Source organism: Allorhizobium sonneratiae (genome assembly GCF_023700755.1).
GTDB lineage: Bacteria > Pseudomonadota > Alphaproteobacteria > Rhizobiales > Rhizobiaceae > Allorhizobium > Allorhizobium sonneratiae.
The window spans coordinates 205,363-223,009 of record NZ_JAMKOJ010000004.1 but is presented as its reverse complement, the minus strand read 5'-3'; the positions used below and the strand labels follow the sequence as shown (position 1 = coordinate 223,009).

General features: G+C 60.3%; 13 protein-coding genes. 4 read left to right on the top strand and 9 right to left on the bottom strand.

Features of this window, described 5'->3' with window-relative positions; genetic code table 11:
- Positions 1–121: 121 nt before the first annotated feature.
- Complete coding sequence (locus tag NAC44_RS09185) at positions 122–1,933, bottom strand: sigma-54-dependent Fis family transcriptional regulator (RefSeq protein WP_250940109.1); 1,812 nt, start codon at positions 1,931–1,933, stop codon at positions 122–124.
- 301 nt (positions 1,934–2,234) lie between these two features.
- Between NAC44_RS09185 and NAC44_RS09180 the strand changes: the two genes are divergently transcribed.
- The 3 genes from NAC44_RS09180 (at position 2,235) to NAC44_RS09170 (ending at position 6,713) form a co-directional block, all read left to right on the top strand.
- Positions 2,235–3,707, top strand: a complete 1,473-nt coding sequence (locus NAC44_RS09180; protein WP_250940108.1) for a benzaldehyde dehydrogenase — start codon at positions 2,235–2,237, stop codon at positions 3,705–3,707.
- Positions 3,708–3,811: 104 nt separating this feature from the next.
- Positions 3,812–4,579 carry a coniferyl-alcohol dehydrogenase gene (locus NAC44_RS09175; RefSeq protein ID WP_250940107.1) on the top strand — a complete coding sequence of 256 codons (768 nt, stop codon included), beginning with the start codon at positions 3,812–3,814 and terminating at the stop codon, positions 4,577–4,579.
- A gap of 511 nt (positions 4,580–5,090) precedes the next feature.
- Positions 5,091–6,713: an ABC-F family ATP-binding cassette domain-containing protein gene (locus NAC44_RS09170; protein WP_250940106.1), complete on the top strand. Its 1,623-nt coding sequence runs from the start codon at positions 5,091–5,093 to the stop codon at positions 6,711–6,713.
- Between the two features lie 396 nt (positions 6,714–7,109).
- Here NAC44_RS09170 and NAC44_RS09165 read toward each other — a convergent pair whose 3' ends face one another.
- From NAC44_RS09165 to NAC44_RS09150, 4 genes are all read right to left on the bottom strand, one after another.
- The gene (locus NAC44_RS09165) at positions 7,110–7,646 is read right to left on the bottom strand and encodes a sarcosine oxidase subunit gamma (RefSeq protein ID WP_250940105.1); all 537 of its coding nucleotides are present in this window, start codon (positions 7,644–7,646) and stop codon (positions 7,110–7,112) included.
- Entirely contained in the window at positions 7,639–10,602 is a 2,964-nt protein-coding gene (locus NAC44_RS09160) for a sarcosine oxidase subunit alpha (protein ID WP_250940104.1), read from the bottom strand. Before NAC44_RS09160 ends, NAC44_RS09165 begins: the two co-directional genes overlap by 8 nt.
- Positions 10,599–10,868, bottom strand: a complete 270-nt coding sequence (locus NAC44_RS09155; RefSeq protein ID WP_250940103.1) for a sarcosine oxidase subunit delta — start codon at positions 10,866–10,868, stop codon at positions 10,599–10,601. The genes NAC44_RS09160 and NAC44_RS09155 overlap by 4 nt, the downstream gene beginning before the upstream one ends.
- Before the next feature lie 132 nt (positions 10,869–11,000).
- Positions 11,001–12,251 (bottom strand): sarcosine oxidase subunit beta family protein, encoded by a 1,251-nt coding sequence (locus tag NAC44_RS09150; RefSeq protein WP_250940102.1) that lies wholly within the window; start codon positions 12,249–12,251, stop codon positions 11,001–11,003.
- A 93-nt stretch (positions 12,252–12,344) separates the two neighbouring features.
- On the opposite strand from NAC44_RS09150, the gene NAC44_RS09145 reads away from it, so the two are divergent.
- Positions 12,345–13,367 carry a GlxA family transcriptional regulator gene (locus NAC44_RS09145; RefSeq protein WP_250940101.1) on the top strand — a complete coding sequence of 341 codons (1,023 nt, stop codon included), beginning with the start codon at positions 12,345–12,347 and terminating at the stop codon, positions 13,365–13,367.
- A gap of 58 nt (positions 13,368–13,425) precedes the next feature.
- On the opposite strand, the gene NAC44_RS09140 is transcribed toward NAC44_RS09145, so the two are convergent.
- From NAC44_RS09140 to NAC44_RS09125, 4 genes are all read right to left on the bottom strand, one after another.
- A complete protein-coding gene (locus NAC44_RS09140; RefSeq protein WP_250940100.1) occupies positions 13,426–14,268 on the bottom strand; it encodes an ABC transporter permease in 843 nt (280 codons plus the stop codon).
- 4 nt (positions 14,269–14,272) lie between these two features.
- Entirely contained in the window at positions 14,273–15,157 is an 885-nt protein-coding gene (locus NAC44_RS09135) for an ABC transporter permease (protein ID WP_250940099.1), read from the bottom strand.
- Complete coding sequence (locus tag NAC44_RS09130) at positions 15,157–16,248, bottom strand: ABC transporter ATP-binding protein (RefSeq protein ID WP_420839909.1); 1,092 nt, start codon at positions 16,246–16,248, stop codon at positions 15,157–15,159. Before NAC44_RS09130 ends, NAC44_RS09135 begins: the two co-directional genes overlap by 1 nt.
- Before the next feature lie 158 nt (positions 16,249–16,406).
- A complete protein-coding gene (locus tag NAC44_RS09125) occupies positions 16,407–17,582 on the bottom strand; it encodes an extracellular solute-binding protein (RefSeq protein ID WP_250940098.1) in 1,176 nt (391 codons plus the stop codon).
- Between the last annotated feature and the right edge of the window lie 65 nt (positions 17,583–17,647).

Sequence of the window (17,647 nt, the reverse complement as noted above, 5' to 3'; positions counted from 1 at the left end):
GCATCGGTTTTTCCGAAAACCGGTTCCCACTTTTCGGTCGATGCTCTAAACCACCTTGCCGCTTATCAGCCTCATGCAAGGTGCTTTCAGTCTTTGATGTCTTGCATGTTCGCCTCCGTTTTCAAGGTGCTTTGATGAGCCCGAGTTTCTTCAGACGATAGTCGAGTTTGGGACGGCTGAGCCCCAGACGACGCGCTGCAAGTGAGATGTTGCCGGCGGCTTGGTCAAGAGCCTCGCGATAGAGTGCCTTTTCCGCCATTGCCAGATCCTCTGCGGAATGCATTCTGGCGCCGGCGGAAGGGGAAGGCGGTGCATGGGGATGCGTGCTCAGTCTCACCTTGCCTTCCGCAGTCAGTTGCTGCGGAAACACGGGCGAGATGTCTTGGCCGGTGAACAGGTGCTGAACGTCGATCCAGCCGCCGGGATCGGCAAAGATGACGCCGCGTTCGATGAGGTTCTGCAGCTCGCGGATATTGCCGGGAAAGTCATAGGCCAGCAGGGCATCCATTGCCCGATGCGTCAGGCCGCGGCAGCTGCGGCGATGACGGATACTGAACTGGCTGAGAAAGTGTGAGACGAGAAAAGGAATGTCATCGCGGCGCTCGCGCAGCGGCGGGATTGCTATGGGAAAGACGCAGAGGCGGAAGTAAAGGTCCTGGCGGAATCGACCGGCCCGCACCTCCTCGGCCAGATCTACATTGGAGGCGGCGATCACGCGCACATCCGTCTGCACCGTACGGACGCCGCCTATGCGCTCGATCTGGCGTTCCTGGATGGCGCGAAGAACCTTGCCTTGTGCCGCATACGCCAGCGAGGCGATCTCATCGAGGAAGATTGTACCTTTTGCCGCCCGTTCGAAATAGCCGGCCCGAGAGGCGACCGCACCGGTGAAGGCGCCTTTTTCAACCCCGAACAATTCGGATTCCACCAGATTTTCCGGAATGGCCGCGCAATTGATCGCCACAAAGGGGCCGGTCGCGCGTGCACTGAGACGATGCAGTTGTTGTGCGAACAGTTCCTTGCCGACGCCGGATTCTCCCGTCAGCAGGACGGTCGCCTCGGTGTCCGCGACCTTCTCGACCATGGCGCGAGCGCGCAAAAAGCTGGCCGAAACGCCGACGATCTGATCCGGCGCCGGTGCCAGGGCCGCCTCGGCCTCGTCTTGATCCTTCGCGGGCTTTTCGGTCGCTTTCTCAGTTTTGCTGGTCTTGCGGGGTGTACGCTTCCATTCGAGGCCCAGATAGGCGCGCTCGGGCGCGTCAGCGCCCCACTCTTCTGCGTTCTGGCCGACGACAACGCAGCGCGGTGCGCCCATGGCAGCGCATTCGATCTCGCGGAAGATCACCGGTCGCTTGAACAGCGTGCTTGTGTATCCCGTCGGATAGCCAGTCTGCATCCAGCAGACCGGTTCTTGCGCCAATCCATAATGGGCCATGTGTTGGGCGGCCTCAGAGGAGTCTTCCCATAGGAATTCACCAAAATAGGTGCCTTTGATGCCGTCGAAGCGGAAATGTCGCGTCGTGACCTTCACGAAGCCTTCAAGCGTGTGCACGCGCGGGCCTGCCGCAAGTGCCTCCGTCAGGCTCTGGTTTGGAAAGCGCTTCAAAACCAGTTCCGCATCGCGAACGCCTTGCATGTAGCCGACACGCATGAACATGCCCTTGGCCGCTTCAACGCCGAACGCGTCGATCACCTCCTGGCGTAAACGGCCGAGGACCTGCGCCTGCATCAGCACCATGCGCTGGTCATTGAGCCAGATGCGGCCATCGCCCAAGGCAAAGTGAAGAGCCTCGGTCAATTCGACGAGTGTAGGTGAGGCGCCGGTTTCCAGTTCATCAAAGGTTCCGCGTGAGACCATCTTGCCGGTCTTCTTTGAGGCATCCGCCAGTGAGATCAGTCCCGGCAGTTGATTCTTCATCACTTGCGCCTTCATCAATTGAAGCCTTTGATGATATTTTTTATCTTTTCATGAATTTCTGCAAGCAAAATGAATAGAGCGACCGAAGCACGTCCTCTTGGGAAAAATCAAGTCTTACCAGTGGTCGAAGGTGCCGGATCATGCGAACGACCATCCCAATAACGCTTTGGCACAGAGATTGCTCTGTCTATCCTAACCGTTGAGGAGACGGTTGGGAGGACGGCAACACATCAGGCAAGCGAACCGGCGAGACAGCAGCTCGCGCGGATGGCGAAGCTTTATCCTCCTTCCAGAAACAGCAGAGGAGAGCTTCATCGTGAACATTCACAACCTTGATTTCTTGCAATCCGGTCGCTGGAACGGCCTTGCTTTCTTCTCCGGCTGGCAACCAACAGTGGCTGGAACTGTGGATATAACGGATCCTGCCACCGGACAGCATGTTGCCAATGTGGGCTTTGGTGGAGCGGCCGATATCGCCCGGGCAGCCCGTGAGGCGAAAGCGGCCCAGAAGGGCTGGGCAAAAATGCTCGCCCTCGAGCGCGCAAAGATCCTGAACAGGGCGGCAGATCTTCTGGAGGAGCATGGGGCGGAACTGGCGCCCTGGATCATGCGGGAATCCGGTTCCATCCATACCAAGGCGATGATCGAAATCGAACACGGTGCGTTGTTCATCCGTCATGCCGCCACACTTGCCACCGCCGCTACCGGCACTTTCCTGCCCGGCATGGATGAGCGCACACACTATGCCCGTCGCGTGCCGCATGGGGTGGTGGGCGTGATCTCGCCCTTCAACTTCCCGCTTGTTCTGTCCATCCGCTCGATTGCGCCAGCACTGGCGCTTGGCAATACGGTGGTCCATAAGCCCGATCCCCGCACCCCGATTTCCGGCGGCATCATCATTGCCCGCATCTTTGAAGAGGCCGGTCTGCCGCAAGGGGTATTGCACATCATTCCAGGCGGTGCGGAGGCCGGTGAAGCCCTGTGCACGGATGACAATATTGCGATGATCTCGTTTACCGGATCAGCGCGCGGGGGCTCCAAGGTCGGTGAGTTGTGCGGCAAGCACCTGAAGAAGGTCCAACTGGAACTGGGCGGCAAGAATGCGCTGATCATCCTGGATGATGCCGATCTGGATGTTGCCGCGTCCAACGCGGCCTGGGGCGCCTTCCTGCACCAGGGGCAGATCTGCATGGCCACCGGGCTTGTGCTTGCCGAGGAGCCAATCGCAGCCGGCCTTGCCGAGCGGCTCGCCGTCAAGGCTGCACATCTGCCGGTCGGTGATCCCTCCAGTCATCAGGTGGCGCTTGGACCGATCATCTCCGATCAGCAGGTCGCCGGTATCCAGGCCATCGTCGATGATGCCGTTGCCAAGGGGGCAAAGCTTCTGGCTGGCGGCATCCATGACGGTCGATACTACAAGGCGACTGTGCTGTCCGGCGTCACCCCCGGCATGCGCGCCTTTGATGAAGAAATCTTCGGTCCGGTTGCCTGCATCGTGTCGTTCAAGAGCGACGAAGACGCTGTCGAACTGGCCAACCGCTCCGAATACGGTCTCGCCGCCGGTGTGATTTCCGGCAATGTCGGCCGAGCCATGGCGCTGGGCGACCAGCTGAATGTTGGACAGCTCCACATCAACGACCAGACGGTGAATGGCGGCCCCTATGCCCCGTTCGGCGGGCGCGGCAAGTCCGGCAATGGCAGCCGCATGGGTGGCCCGGCCGACATCGAGGAATTCACCCAGTGGCAGTGGGTTTCCGTGAAGGACCAGGCGGCGGCCTATCCGTTCTGAACACCTGCATCGCGCCTCAAAATCATGTGCTCGACCGGCGCAGCCATTGTGCGCTTCCATGGGCCGGTCGCGTTCTCCCAACACTTTTATGAAGGAAATGAAGCATGAAACTGCATGGCAAGACAATTGTGATCACAGGCGCCTCCTCGGGCATTGGTGGTGAGGTTGCGCGGCTGGCCCGCTTTCATGGCGCCCACGTGATCGGCGTCGATCGCAACGACCCGATGGTGACGCTCGATGGCTTCGTCAGGATGGACCTTGGTGATCCAGCCGCTATCGATGCGGGCCTCGCTTTCCTCCCGGCGCAGATCGACGGTCTCGTGAATGCTGCGGGTGTTCCCGGCACCGTCGATCGCGACGTGGTCGCCAGGGTTAATTACCTCGGCCTGAGGCATTTGACGGAGCAGCTTCTGCCACGCATGCCAAAGGGCGCGTCGATCGTCAACATCACCTCTATTCTTGGCGCCGAGTGGCCGCATCGCCTTGATCTGCACAAGCAGCTTTCGGCGACGACAAGCTTTGCCGCTGGTAAGGCCTGGCTTGATGCCAACCCGGTGCCACAAGACACCTGCTATCAGTACTTCAAGGAGGCGCTGATCGTCTGGACGAAAAAACGGAGCGGTGTTCTTTTCATGCAGCATGATATCCGGATGAACGCGGTGGCGCCCGGTCCGGTCTTTACCCCTATCCTCGGCGATTTCGTCTCCATGCTCGGCCAGGAACGCGTTGAGCGCGATGCCACCCTGATGAAGCGTCCGGCGCTTGCCGACGAGATCGCCGGACCAATCGTATTCCTTCTGTCTGACGCTGCCCGCTGGGTGGTCGGCGCCAATCTGCCCATTGATGGCGGCATCGAAGCCGCCTACGCATGAGCGCCAGCATCGGAGGGCATTGCGGGCAATGTGGACATGGAAACGACATGACGGTGTTCGCTTGATCCCACACAGCACGGGAGCGTTTCAGGGTTTCGCCAAAACACAGGAACGCTCAGCTCCCTCTGACTTTTTCAGCAGGCTGCGCATGGTTTTATTCGACTGTATCATTCCTGACATCGGGTGAGATTGAAGGTGAAAATGATGCAGCTGATTTAAAGTGCTACAGCGCCGTGCGTCATATTGATCGCACGGTGCTCTCAACATTTGCGGAAAGGTTGAGAGCGCATGTTTCAATCATTCCAACAGGTGTTTGTTGGTCGATCGGCGCCGCCAAGCATGGCGTGACAAACCCCGCACCGCGTGGCATAGGGTGACGGCTTTCATCCCGCCTGGGCATTTTCTGCAAAACCCTGTGATATTTTGTTGGAAATGCTTGTCTTTTTTACGCATGCCCCAGGCAAAACCAATTCATCGGTTTGCTGGACATGCTTTATCGAGCCGTCCTGACATGATCCGCATTGAAAATATCAGCAAGTCGAACAGTCACCGCATTCTTTATATCGAGGCGTCTGCGGCATTGAACCGGGGCGAGAAAGCCGGTTTGGTCGGGCCGAATGGAGCGGGCAAGACCACGCTGTTTCGCATGATGACCGGTGAGGACCAGCCGGATGAAGGCCAGGTGGTGACGGAAAAGAACATCACCATCGGCTATTTCAATCAGGATGTCGGCGAGATGGCAGGCCGCAGCGCCGTGGCGGAAGTGATGGCCGGGGCCGGACCGGTGAGCGCGGTTGCCGCTGAGCTGCGCGCGCTGGAAGACGCCATGGTCGATCCGGACCGTCTCGATGAGATGGATGCGATCATCGAACGTTATGGCGAGGTGCAGGCCCGCTATGAAGAGCTGGACGGTTACGGGCTGGAAGGCCGGGCGCGGGAAGTGCTGGACGGGTTAAGCTTTTCGCAGGAGATGATGGACGGCGATGTCGGCAAGCTCTCGGGCGGCTGGAAGATGCGCGTGGCGCTGGCCCGCATTCTTCTGATGCGCCCGGATGTGATGCTTCTGGACGAACCCTCCAACCATCTTGATCTCGAAAGCCTCATCTGGCTCGAATCCTTCCTGAAAACCTATGATGGCGCGTTGCTGATGACATCGCATGACCGCGCCTTCATGAACCGCATCGTGAACAAGATCATCGAGATCGATGCCGGATCGCTGAATACCTATGCCGGTGATTACGGATTTTACGAACAGCAACGCGCCCAGAACGAAAAGCAGCAGCAGGCGCAGTTCGAGCGCCAGCAGGCGATGCTGGCCAAGGAAATCAAGTTCATCGAGCGCTTCAAGGCCCGCGCCAGCCATGCGGCCCAGGTGCAGAGCCGTGTGAAGAAGCTGGACAAGATCGAGCGGGTCGAGCCGCCGCGCCGCCGCCAGACCGTGGCTTTCGAGTTTCTGCCCGCGCCCCGCTCCGGTGACGATGTGGTGAACCTCAAAAATGTCCACAAGGCCTATGGCAGCCGCCGGATCTATGACGGTTTCGATTTCATGATCAAGCGGCGCGAGCGCTGGTGCATCATGGGCATTAACGGCGCGGGCAAATCAACGCTGCTGAAACTGGTGGCCGGCGCGACCTCGCCGGATCAGGGCACGGTAACGCTCGGGGCAAGTGTCAAGATGGGCTATTTTGCCCAGCATGCCATGGATGTGCTGGAGGGCGATCTGACCATTCTGCAATGGCTGGAAGAGCGCTTTCCCAAGGCCGGACAGGCGCCGCTTCGGGCGCTGTCTGGCTGTTTCGGCTTTTCCGGCGATGATGTCGAGAAGAAATGCCGGGTGCTGTCCGGTGGCGAAAAGGCGCGGCTGGTGATGGCCGCCATGCTGTTCGATCCGCCGAATTTTCTGGTTCTGGACGAGCCGACCAACCATCTCGACCTCGACACCAAGGACATGCTGATCAAGGCGTTGGCCGATTACGAAGGCACCATGCTGTTCGTCAGCCACGACCGGCATTTTCTGGCGGCACTTTCCAATCGCGTGCTGGAACTGACGGACGAGGGCATTCACCGCTATGACGGCGGCTATCGTGAGTATGTCGAGCGCACCGGTCAGGAAGCGCCGGGGCTGAGAGGATAGGGCATCGGCCGAAAAGTGGGAACCGGCTTTCCGTGAAACACTGAACCGCTCTATTTCTTTGTTTTTTCGCATTTCGGGTCAGAAAACCGCGACGCACTTTTCTCGGGACAATGCTCTATCGCACGGTGCTCTAGGGTCAAAACTCAATCAGGATGGTTGTTCTGCAAGGCGTATTTTGTGTCTGAGTAGAAGGAAAGGTGCAGGACATGCTCCCCATTTTCAAACCTTTCCGACGCCCGCAGGCAAAAAATACTCCTTGCCCAAAGGTTTGAACGTGATGGGCCTCATGATTTCGAACAATGCTCTACAAGGCCAAACGGCCTTGTCTTGCGCTTGTTCGCTGCCATACAATCCCATCCCGTTCAACAGAACAACCATCCTGATTGAGTTTTGACCCTAGCGCATGGTCCCGATGATGGCGCAGATCTCATCCTGCAGGCTTTGGGCAAAGCCGCGCAGCACCAGATATTCGAAGGCGTCTTCGCCCACCCGTGTCAGGTGCATGCCGATATGGCCGAAAAGCGTCATGGCTGATTGGCCGATGGCAAACTGTGCGGGATGAAGATCAACCGCCGTTCCCCGCGCCAGCACCTGCCGCACCGAACGGCCGGAAAGCAGGAAGCGGGCGCGGCCATGACTTTGATCGACAATTGCAACGAGGGGCGAGATACGCGCCGCCAGCGCTTCGGCCTCTTGCGCATCATCCAGCACCAGAAACCATTGGCCGGGGCCAGCCGCACGCAGCGCCGTTTCGGGCAGGTCTGCCCATTCGGCCTTCAAATCGGCCCTGTCAAGCTGTGCCGGTCTTGCCATCAGTTGCAGGATCGCGCCTTTGAGCGGGCGGAAGATCACAGTCTCCGGCAGTGACGCCGTCAGCGGGGCTGTTGCGGCCCGGCGGGTGAGGGCAAAGGTGCTGCGCAGCGTCTCAGACATGAAGCTTCTCCCCGTTTGGATCAACAAAGACCGGGCTCACCAGCCGCCCCTTGGCAAATTCATGGCGCAGCCCGTTCCAGATCGCGACTTCCTCGCCATGGCGCGATGCCCCGCCCTTGACCAGCGCCAGAGCGATGGTGGAGCCGACATGCGGCGAAAAACACGAGGAGGTGACATAGCCCTCATCGTTTTCCAGCGTGGCTGCGGCGTCTTTTTTCAGGATATGCGATCCGCTGCGAAAGCTGTTTTGCGGGTCGAGCGGCACCACGCCGACCAGTTGCGGGCGGTCGGGATCGGTCAGCCCCGGGCGCGACAGCATATGTTTGCCGATAAAATCCGGCTTCGTCTGCGATACCATCTTTGCAAAACCGAGATCGGCGGGCACGACCGTGCCGTTGATCTCGTTATGGGTGACATGGCCTTTTTCGATGCGCAGCACCGACAGCGCCTCGATGCCATAAGGCATCAGCCCGTGCGGCCTGCCCGCTTCCATCAGTGCATCGGCAGCGCTTTCGCCGAAATCGGCCGGTACGGCCAGTTCATAGGCCAGTTCGCCGGAAAAGGAGATGCGGAAGAGCCGTCCCTTCAGCCGTCCACCGAAGAGGGAAACCTCTCTGGCGGAAAGATAAGGAAATGCATCATTCGAGATATCGTCATCGACGATCTCCTGCAGGATCACCCGCGATTTCGGCCCGGCCACAGCCATCTGCGCCCATTGATCGGTGACGGAGGCCAACCGCACGTCAAGCTCCGGCCAGATCGCCTGAGCGCAGAATTCCAGATGGTTCATCACGCCCGCCGCATAGGCGGTGGTGGTGGTCATGAAATAGCGGTTTTCCGCCATGCGGCTGGTGGTGCCGTCATCATAGATGAAACCGTCTTCCCGCAGCATCAGCCCGTAGCGCGCCTTGCCGACCGGCAATTTCAGAAAGGCGTTGCAATATACGCGATTGAGAAACTCCGCCGCATCCGCGCCTGAGATCTCGATCTTGCCCAGCATGGAGACATCGCAGATCCCGGCATTGAGGCGGACATTCTTCACCTCCCGATCGACGCTGTCGCGCCAGCCGGTTTCGCCTGTGCGTGGAAACCAGGCCGAGCGATACCAGAGCCCGGTTTCAACGAAAGTTGCGCCATTTTTCGCCGCCCACTCATGCAGGGGGGATTTGCGCACCGGCTGAAAATGCCTGCCATGGCTTGCGCCGGTCAGGGCGCCGAAGGAGACCGGCGTATAAAAGGGCCGGAAGGTGGTGGTGCCGACCTCGGCGGGCGATATCTGCCGGGCCTCGGCCAGAAGGCCGATGGCGTTGACATTGGAGAGCTTGCCCTGATCGGTCGCCATGCCATTGGTGGTATAGCGCTTGGCCAGTTCCACATGGCCATAGCCTTCCTGCACGGCAAGGCCGAGATCGGCGCGTGTCACATCATTCTGGAAATCGACAAAGGCCTTGGTTTTTACACCTGGAATGGTGAAGAGCGGCCTGACGGCAAGCGCCGGATAGGTTTCGTCCATAACCGGAGGTGTCGTTCGCGACGATGAAAACCCAAGCCGTGCCAGCACGTCTTCTGTGTTTCGCACTGCAGAGGTCATGGCTGCGGCAAGTCCGCTGTCCCCGGCTGCCGCACCGGCCAGTGTCAGGCCCTTGAGACCGGAAGGGGCAAGAAAACCCGCATGCGCATCCGACCAGACCGGCTTGCCACCGCGATGGCAGGCCAGATGAATGACGGGCGAGAAGCCGCCCGAAACCGCCAGCGCATCCACCGCCAGCCGTTCCCTCTCACCCTCGCGCCAGAGGTCGATGCCGGTCAGCGCCTTGCCGCCATGGGCATCGCAAACGAAACCGCCGCGCACCAGCCTTGCCTTGCCGGTCCATATGGTTTCGGCCTCGCGGCGGCTGTCGATCAGCGCGATCACCTCAAGCCCTGCGGCCTCCAGATCGGCAGCCAGCGCATAACCGCTGTCATTGGTGGTGAAGATCGCGGTTTTTTTGCCCGGCGCCACGGCAAACTGGTTGAGATAGCGGCGCATGGCGCCTGCCATCATCACGCCGGGAATATCATTGCCGCCGAAAACCAGCGGGCGTTCCTCCGCACCGGTGGCGAGAATGGCCTCCTTGGCAATAACGCGCCACAGCCGCTCCACCGGGCGATGGGCATCCGGCATGGCCACATGTTTCTGCACCCGCTCGACCACGCCGAAGACATTGCCGTCATACCAGCCAAAGGCGGTTGAGCGGGCAAGGAGATCGACATTGGGCAGGCTTTCCAGTTCTGCAATCGCTTCCGATACCCAGTCGGATGCGTTTTTGCCATCGATCCGCGTCGTTTCCGCCAGGAGGCCGCCGCCGAAACGCGCATTCTCATCCACCAGCATCACGCGGGCGCCGGCGCGCCCGGCGGTGAGCGCTGCCGTCAGACCGGCGATACCGCCACCGATGACCAGAAGGTCGCAATGGGCCCAGCATTTCTCATAGGAATCCGGATCGGCTTCGTAACTTGCCCTGCCGAGACCGGCAGCCTTGCGGATGAATGGTTCATAGAGCTTTTCCCAGAATTTCGCTGGCCACATGAAGGTCTTGTAGTAAAAACCGGCGCTGAGAAACGGCGATAGCAGGCTGTTCAACGCGCCGATGTCATGGTCAAGGCTTGGCCAGCGGTTCTGGCTTTGCGCTTCCAACCCCTCATAAAGCGCCTGCATGGTGGCGCGGGTGTTGGGCTCGCTGCGCCCGCCGCGGCCGATGGTCATCAGCGCGTTCGGCTCAGCCGCGCCTGCCGTCAGAATGCCGCGCGGGCGGTGATATTTGAAGCTGCGGCCGACAAACTGCACCCCGTTGGCGAGAAGCGCGGAGGCCAGCGTATCGCCCTCGACCCCTGTCAGGCTTTTGCCATCGAAGGTGAAATTCAGCACCTTGCTGCGGTCGATCAGGCCGCCTTTTGCGAGACGGAAAGAACTCATGGCGCGGCCTCCACCATCGCCGCATCGCGGGCGCTTTCAACCTCATGGCTTGCCGTATCGCGATGCACCACCAGCCAGCGGCGGCAGCCGGAGGTGTGGTGCCAGTATTCCGCATAGGCCCCGCGTGGATTGTCGCGCAGATAGACGTAATCAAACCAGACTTCCGGACCGGCCTCGGGAGCGGGCCGTGTCAGCGCCGCGCCCTTGACGGTGAATTCTTCCCGGGGACGAGGCCCGCAATGGGGGCAGGGGATAAGGCTTGCCATGGCTTGTACCTTTAAGATTTTTCACGCATGTCCGGACGGAAAACCGTTTCACACTTTTCCTGAAAATGCTCTCACTCTTTGTTTTACGCATTTCCGGACGGAAAACCGTTTCACACTTTTCCTGTAAATGCTCTAATGCAAGTTCGGCTGGGCGCCCTGGCCCTTTTCATCGATCACATATCCGCGGGCAAAGCGGTCCAGCCGGAAGGCGCGGGCGGTGTCATGCGGCTCGCCTTTGGCGATCAGATGGGCAAAGCAATAGCCGGAGGCGGGCGTGGCCTTGAAGCCGCCATAGCACCAGCCGGAATTGAGATAGAGATTGTCGAGATGCACCCTGTCGATGATCGGTGAGCCATCCATCGACATATCCATCACCCCGCCCCAGGATCTCAGCACCCGGATGCGGGACAGCGCCGGGATCATCGCTTTTCCGGCTTCCGCCACATGTTCGACGGTGGCGAGATTGCCGCGCTGGGCATAGGAATTATAGCCGTCGATATCGCCGCCGAAGACGAGGCCGCCCTTGTCGGATTGCGAGACATAGAAATGCCCCGCGCCGAAGGTGACGACGCCATCGATGAAGGGTTTCAGCCCCTCGGAGACGAAGGCCTGCAACACATGGCTTTCCATCGGCAGTTTCAGCCCGGCCATGGCCGCGACCTGCGAGGAATGACCGGCCGCCGAAAGCGCCAGCCGATTGCAGCCGATAAAGCCGCGGGTCGTTTCCACGCCGACCGCCTTGCCACCTTCTTGGCGAATGCCGGTGACCTCGCAATTTTGAATGATATCGACGCCGTGACGGTCGGCGCCCCGCGCATAGCCCCAGGCCACGGCATCATGGCGCACCGTGCCGCCGCGCCGCTGCAACAATCCTCCCTGAATGGGAAAGCGGGCATTGTCGTAATCGAGGAAGGGCAGCATCGCCCTGACCTCGGCCCTGTCCAGCAGTTCGGCATCCACACCATGCAGGCGCATGGCATTGCCGCGCCGTGTATAGGCGTCGCGCTGGGCGTCGGAATGGTAGAGGTTCAGGACGCCGCGCTGGGAAACCATGGCGTTGAAGTTGAAATCCTGCTCCAGCCCTTCCCAAAGCTTCATCGACAATTCGTAGAAGGGATTGTTGCCCGGCAAAAGATAGTTGGAGCGGATGATGGTGGTGTTGCGCCCGATATTGCCGGAGCCGAGATAACCCTTTTCAACCACGGCAACATTGGTGATGCCAAAGACTTTTGACAGATAATAGGCGGTGGCCAGCCCGTGTCCGCCACCGCCGACGATCACCACATCATAATGCGGTTTCGGCTCGGGCTTGCGCCAATGAGACGACCAGTGGGTATTGCCCCGCAGGCCGTTCAGAAAAATGGAAAGAGCTGAAAAGCGCATTGACCGCATCTCGTCTGCTGAAGATGTCCCAGCCTGCCGCAGCATGCCAAAAGAGAATTGCACAAAAGGGACATTTTAGAATAAAAAAGAGACATGTCGCATATCTCTGCCGCCACCCAGACCATCGGTTTTCTGCTGACGCCGAATTTCGCGCTGATGTCCTATGCCTCAGCGACCGAACCGCTGCGCGCCGCCAATCTTCTGGCGCAGAGCCCGCTTTATCAGATCGTGCCGCTTTCGGTGGACGGGCAGCCGGTCATGGCCTCCTGCGGTCTGGCCGTGCCGTGCCTGTCGCTGGAGGCGTGGCGTGAGGGGGCAGGACGGCAAGCAGGTTTGGACAATTCGATGAAGGACAATGCTGGCTATTCTCGTCTGCACAGCCTCTTCGTCGTGGCTGGCGGCAATCCTTCGGATTGGCGCTCGGCCAGCACCGCCTACCCGCATTTGCGGCGGCTGTCACGGCAGGGGGTAAGGCTCGGCGGCATTTCCGGTGGCGCTTATCTTCTGGTCGATGCAGGATTGCTCGACCAGCACGCCTTCACCATCCATTGGGAATATGCCGCCGCCTTGGCCGAGGCTTTTCCCATGCACCAGCCAAAACAGGCGCGCTTTGTGCTGGATGGCGAGCGCATCACCTGTGGTGGCGGCGTGGCGGCGCTCGACATGATGCATGCCCTGATTGCCGAGCGTCTGGGCACGGCCTTTGCAAGACGGGTGGTGGACTGGTATCTGCACACGGCGGTGGCCGAGCCGGAAGGCCCGCAACGCAGTGTCCGCGAAGAACGGTTCGCAACCCGCCATCCGGCGCTGATTGCGGTGCTGGAGGCGATGGAAAGCACGATTGAGCATCCGCTCACCCGTCAGGCCATGGCACGGCTGGCAGGGGTGACGCCGCGCCATCTCGACCGGCTGTTTTCCCGGCATCTCGGCACCACATTTCTGGAGCGTTACCGCGATATCCGCCTCACACACGCGCGCAAATTATTGGAACAAAGCCCGCTCTCCATCTCGGAAATCGCCTTTGCCACCGGCTTTTCCAGTGCCTCGCATTTTTCCCGGGCGTTTCAGGCCCGCTTCGGCCTGCAACCAAAACGGCTGAAGGCGAAAATGGCATAGGGCATCGTGGATAAACCAGATGCCCTATGACCCTATCCCATGTGTTTTTTGAAACCGGTCAGTGGGCCGATTGCTGTTTGGCGCGGGCGACAATCTGGGTCGGATTGACGAATTGCAGCGCCAGCACCAGCCAGATCAGCGTCGTGACCATATAGACCACGGCCATGGCGTCGATGGATTGCGCCGCACGCACGCCAGAGGCAAAGACGGCGTAGTAGAGCGACACCACCAGCGTCTGCGTCGTCGGACCGGCGACAAGGAAGGTCAGTTCGAACATGGCGATGGTGCGCACCAGCACCAGAAGCAGCGCCGCCAGCATGCCCGGCAGCAGAAGCGGCAACAGCACCCGGATGAATAGCTGGGTGGTATTGGCCCCGAACACCCGCGCCGCCGCCTCCACCCTTGGGTCGATCTGCTCGATGAAGGGGATCATCACCAGCACGACGAAGGGGAAGGAGGGCACGAGATTGATCAGCACCACACCCCAGAATGTGCCGCCAAGGCCAACGCGATAGAGCAGCGTGGCCAGCGGAATGCCATAGGTCAGTGTCGGGATCAGAAGCGGCAACAGGAAGAGCAGGATGACGAAGCGTTTTCCGGCAAAATCCCGCCGCGCCAGCGCATAGGCGGAAACCACGCCGAGAAGGCCCGAGATCAGCGTTACGGTGAAGACGATTTCGAAGGTGACGACCACCACATCGGAAAGCTGGAATTCATCCCAGGCGCTGCCATACCAGCGCGTGGTCCAGCCGAGCGGCAGCCATGTGCCAAGCCAGCGCGTGGCAAAGGAATCGATCAGCACCACGGCGATGACGGCGAGAAGATTGAGCAGGAACAGGCCGGTGAGAGCCCAGATGGCGAAGCGCCACAGTTTCGAGGCAATGCCTTTGTCGCGGATCATGATGTCACCCCTTTGCGCCAGCGGCAGGGCCGCGATAAAACAGCGACCGGCAGCCGAGAACGGCAACCACGATGGCCAGTTCGACAGCCCCCATGACAAGCGCGATGGCGGAGCCCATGGAATCGTCATATTGCTCGAAGGCGGCCTGATAGGCGGCAATCGAGATCACCCGCGTCGGGCCTGCCGGCGCGCCGAGCAGCACAGCGGAGGGGAAGACGGCGAAGGCCTGGACGAAGGACAGGCAGAAGGTAATCGCCAGCCCCGGCACCAGAAGCGGCAGAAACACCCGCTGGAAGCGCCGCCATGGACCCGCCCCCAATGTCGCTGCCGCCTGCTCGATCGACGGATCGATGCCGGTGACATAGGAGAGCGTCAGCAGGAAGGAAAAGGGAAAGCCGGTGATCAGCAGCGAGGCGAAAACGCCCCAGTAATTGTTGGTGAGTTTCAGCGGATGGTCGATCAGGCCGATCAGCATCAGCGACTGGTTGAACCAGCCGCGCGGCCCGAGAAAGGTCAAAAGACCATCGGCGATGAAGACCGTGCCGAGCGTGATCGGCAAAACCAGCAACGTCGTCAGCAGTTTCTGGCGCTGCATCAGCCGCACGCGAAACGCAATCGGCACGGCAAAGGCCAGGTTGACCAGCGTGACGGGGATCGACAGCCACAAGGTGGCGGAAATCGTGCCATACTGGAAGGGATCGCTGAAGAATTTCCGGTAATTGTCGTAGAAGGGGCCGCCATCTTTCGGCATCAGCGAATCGGCAATGCCGTAGAAAAACGGATAGACGAACAGCACGAGAATGAAGATCAGACCCGGCAGAACCAGAAGCGTCGTGCCGTCAAACCCGCGTGCGGCAAGCCGGGAGCGCAGCGAAGGAGAGCTGCTCATCAGCGCGCCTCCCTGAAAATCAAAGCCCGACCTTCAACCGGTTCCAGCCGGGTGGCGGCGCCGCGCGGCAATGGGGTGTCGGCGCGGAAATAAAGGTCAGATCCATCGGCAGCCTTGGCCAGTCCGAAAAAGGCGCGGCCGCGATATTCCGTGCTGCTGACGGTGGCGGGAATACCGGCACCATCGGCGGCGGTGGTAAAATCTTCGGGGCGCACGGAAATCACTGCCGTATCGCCGGGTTTCAGCGTCTCGCGCATCACGCCGCTCATGCGTCCGCCCGCCACCTCGATCTCGGCGCTCTCGCCGGAAACGGCGGTGATGCGGCCGGACATGCGGGTGCGGAAGCCCATGAAATCGGCGGTGATCTGGTTGACCGGACGCATGTAAAGATCTTCCGGCGTGCCGATCTGCTGGATACGGCCATTGCTCATCACCACGATGCGGTCGGCCATGGACAGCGCCTCGTCCTGATCGTGGGTGACATAGATGGTGGTCGAGCCGATCTGGTCGTGAATGCCGCGAATTTCGGCGCGCATTTCCAGCCTGAGCTTGGCGTCGAGGTTGGAGAGCGGCTCATCCATCAGCACCACCGGCGGACGGATGACGACGGCGCGGGCAATGGCGACGCGCTGTTGCTGGCCGCCGGAAAGCTGGCCCGGCAGCTTGTCGGCCTGATTTTCCAGCCGCACCAGCGCCAGCGCCTCCATGATGCGCCGGTCGGCGTCTGCGCCCTTGATACCCTGCATTGCAAGGCCGAAGCCGACATTCTTGCGCACGCTCATATGGGGAAACAGCGCATAGCTCTGAAACACCATGCCGAAGCCGCGCTTTTCCGGTTCCAGCTCATCGATGCGGCGGGCGCCGAGGCGAATTTCGCCGCCCGTCAGGCCCAAAAGCCCGGCAATGCAGTTGAGCGCGGTGGATTTGCCGCAGCCGGAAGGGCCCAGAAGCGCGATGAATTCACCGGGCTCGATGGCAAGATCGATGCCGTCAAGCGCCGTATAGGCTCCGAAAGACCGGCGCAGGCCGACAAGTTCGAGCCGATCGGCGGTGCGCAATGAGGATGTCCTGGTCTGGACCGCTGACGTCACGCTGAAACTCCCTGGATAAACAAAAGTCAATGTCGATGCGGATGATATGCCGGGTGGAACTGTTGGCCGGACGGCAAAGCGATACGCGACCTGTCAGGTGCGGAATTTTGCGCCTGACAGGTACAGTCATACATGCCCCTTAGCGGGCGTCTGCTCGATCAACCCTTCTTGGCGCCGATCTTTTCGTCCCAGATCTTGAAGGCCTGAACCATTTTCTGCGGCTCCAGCGGCACTTCCAGCGGGTTGTTGGCAATCCAGTCGGCATATTCCGGACGGCCATATTGCTTGATCACGTCCTGGCTGGATTTTGGCGCCATCTCGATCGTCACATCCTTGACCGCCGGGCCGGGATAGAAATAGCCGGCATCATAGGCGATGGCCTGTTCTTTCGGCTGCAGGATGAAATTGATCACATCGATCAGCACGCCGATCTTTTCGGCGGAAATGCCTTTGGGGATAACGGCATAATGGGCGTCCGTGACCCAGTGGAAGCCATCGAGCTTGGCCACTTTCGCTTCTGCCGGAACGATGCCGAGCGCGCGCGGATTGATATCCCAGCCGGTGGTGGTGGCCATGATGTCGCGCGAGCCTTCGCCCAGTTCCTTGCAGACCTGGGTGGTGCCGCTTGGATAGTATTCGATGTTTTCGCCGAGTGCCGCCAGATAGGCCCAGGTCTTGTCCCAGCCCTTGGCCGGATCATGCGGATCGCTGTCGCCGAGCAGATAGGGCAGGCCCATCAGGAAGGTGCGGCCGGGGCCGGAATTGGCCGGACGGGCATACATGAAGCGGTTCTTGTTCTGCCGCGACCAGTCCAGCAGTTCCTGCGTGGACTTCGGCGGTGTCTTGACCTTGTCGGGCATGTATTCGATCAGCGGGCCGGACGGGTAATAGGTGATGACGACGCCATGGTCGCGGGCCAGCCCCTGCATCTTGAAGGCCTGCGGCAGAAGGATTGACTTCAGATCCGGCAGATTGGCCTTTTCCGTGCCAAGATCGACCCAAAGCCCCTGATCGAGACCGGCAGACAGCGCATCCGTGCCGGTGAGCACCAGATCGATATCGACATGGTTTGCCGCCTGCTGCGCCTTGATCTTGCCCGGCAGTTCGGGGGCGGGTGCCTTGGTGAAGGCAAAACGGGACACCCAGTCGGGCTTGGCCTTGGCATAATTTTCGAACATGCCCTGGGTCAGCGCCAGATTGCCGGCCACATCGGCAATGGTAATGGTGACCGGGCTTTTCGGCTTTTTCGCTGCGGCAAACAGTTTTGCGGGCATCATGCCCATGACGGCGGCGCCTGCGGTTGCGCTGACCAATGTTCTGCGGGTGATGTTCATGCTGTCTCCTCCACGAGTTCCGGTTTGACGAGACCCTGTCAGGCCATGGCTCTTTCAGGCTCTCA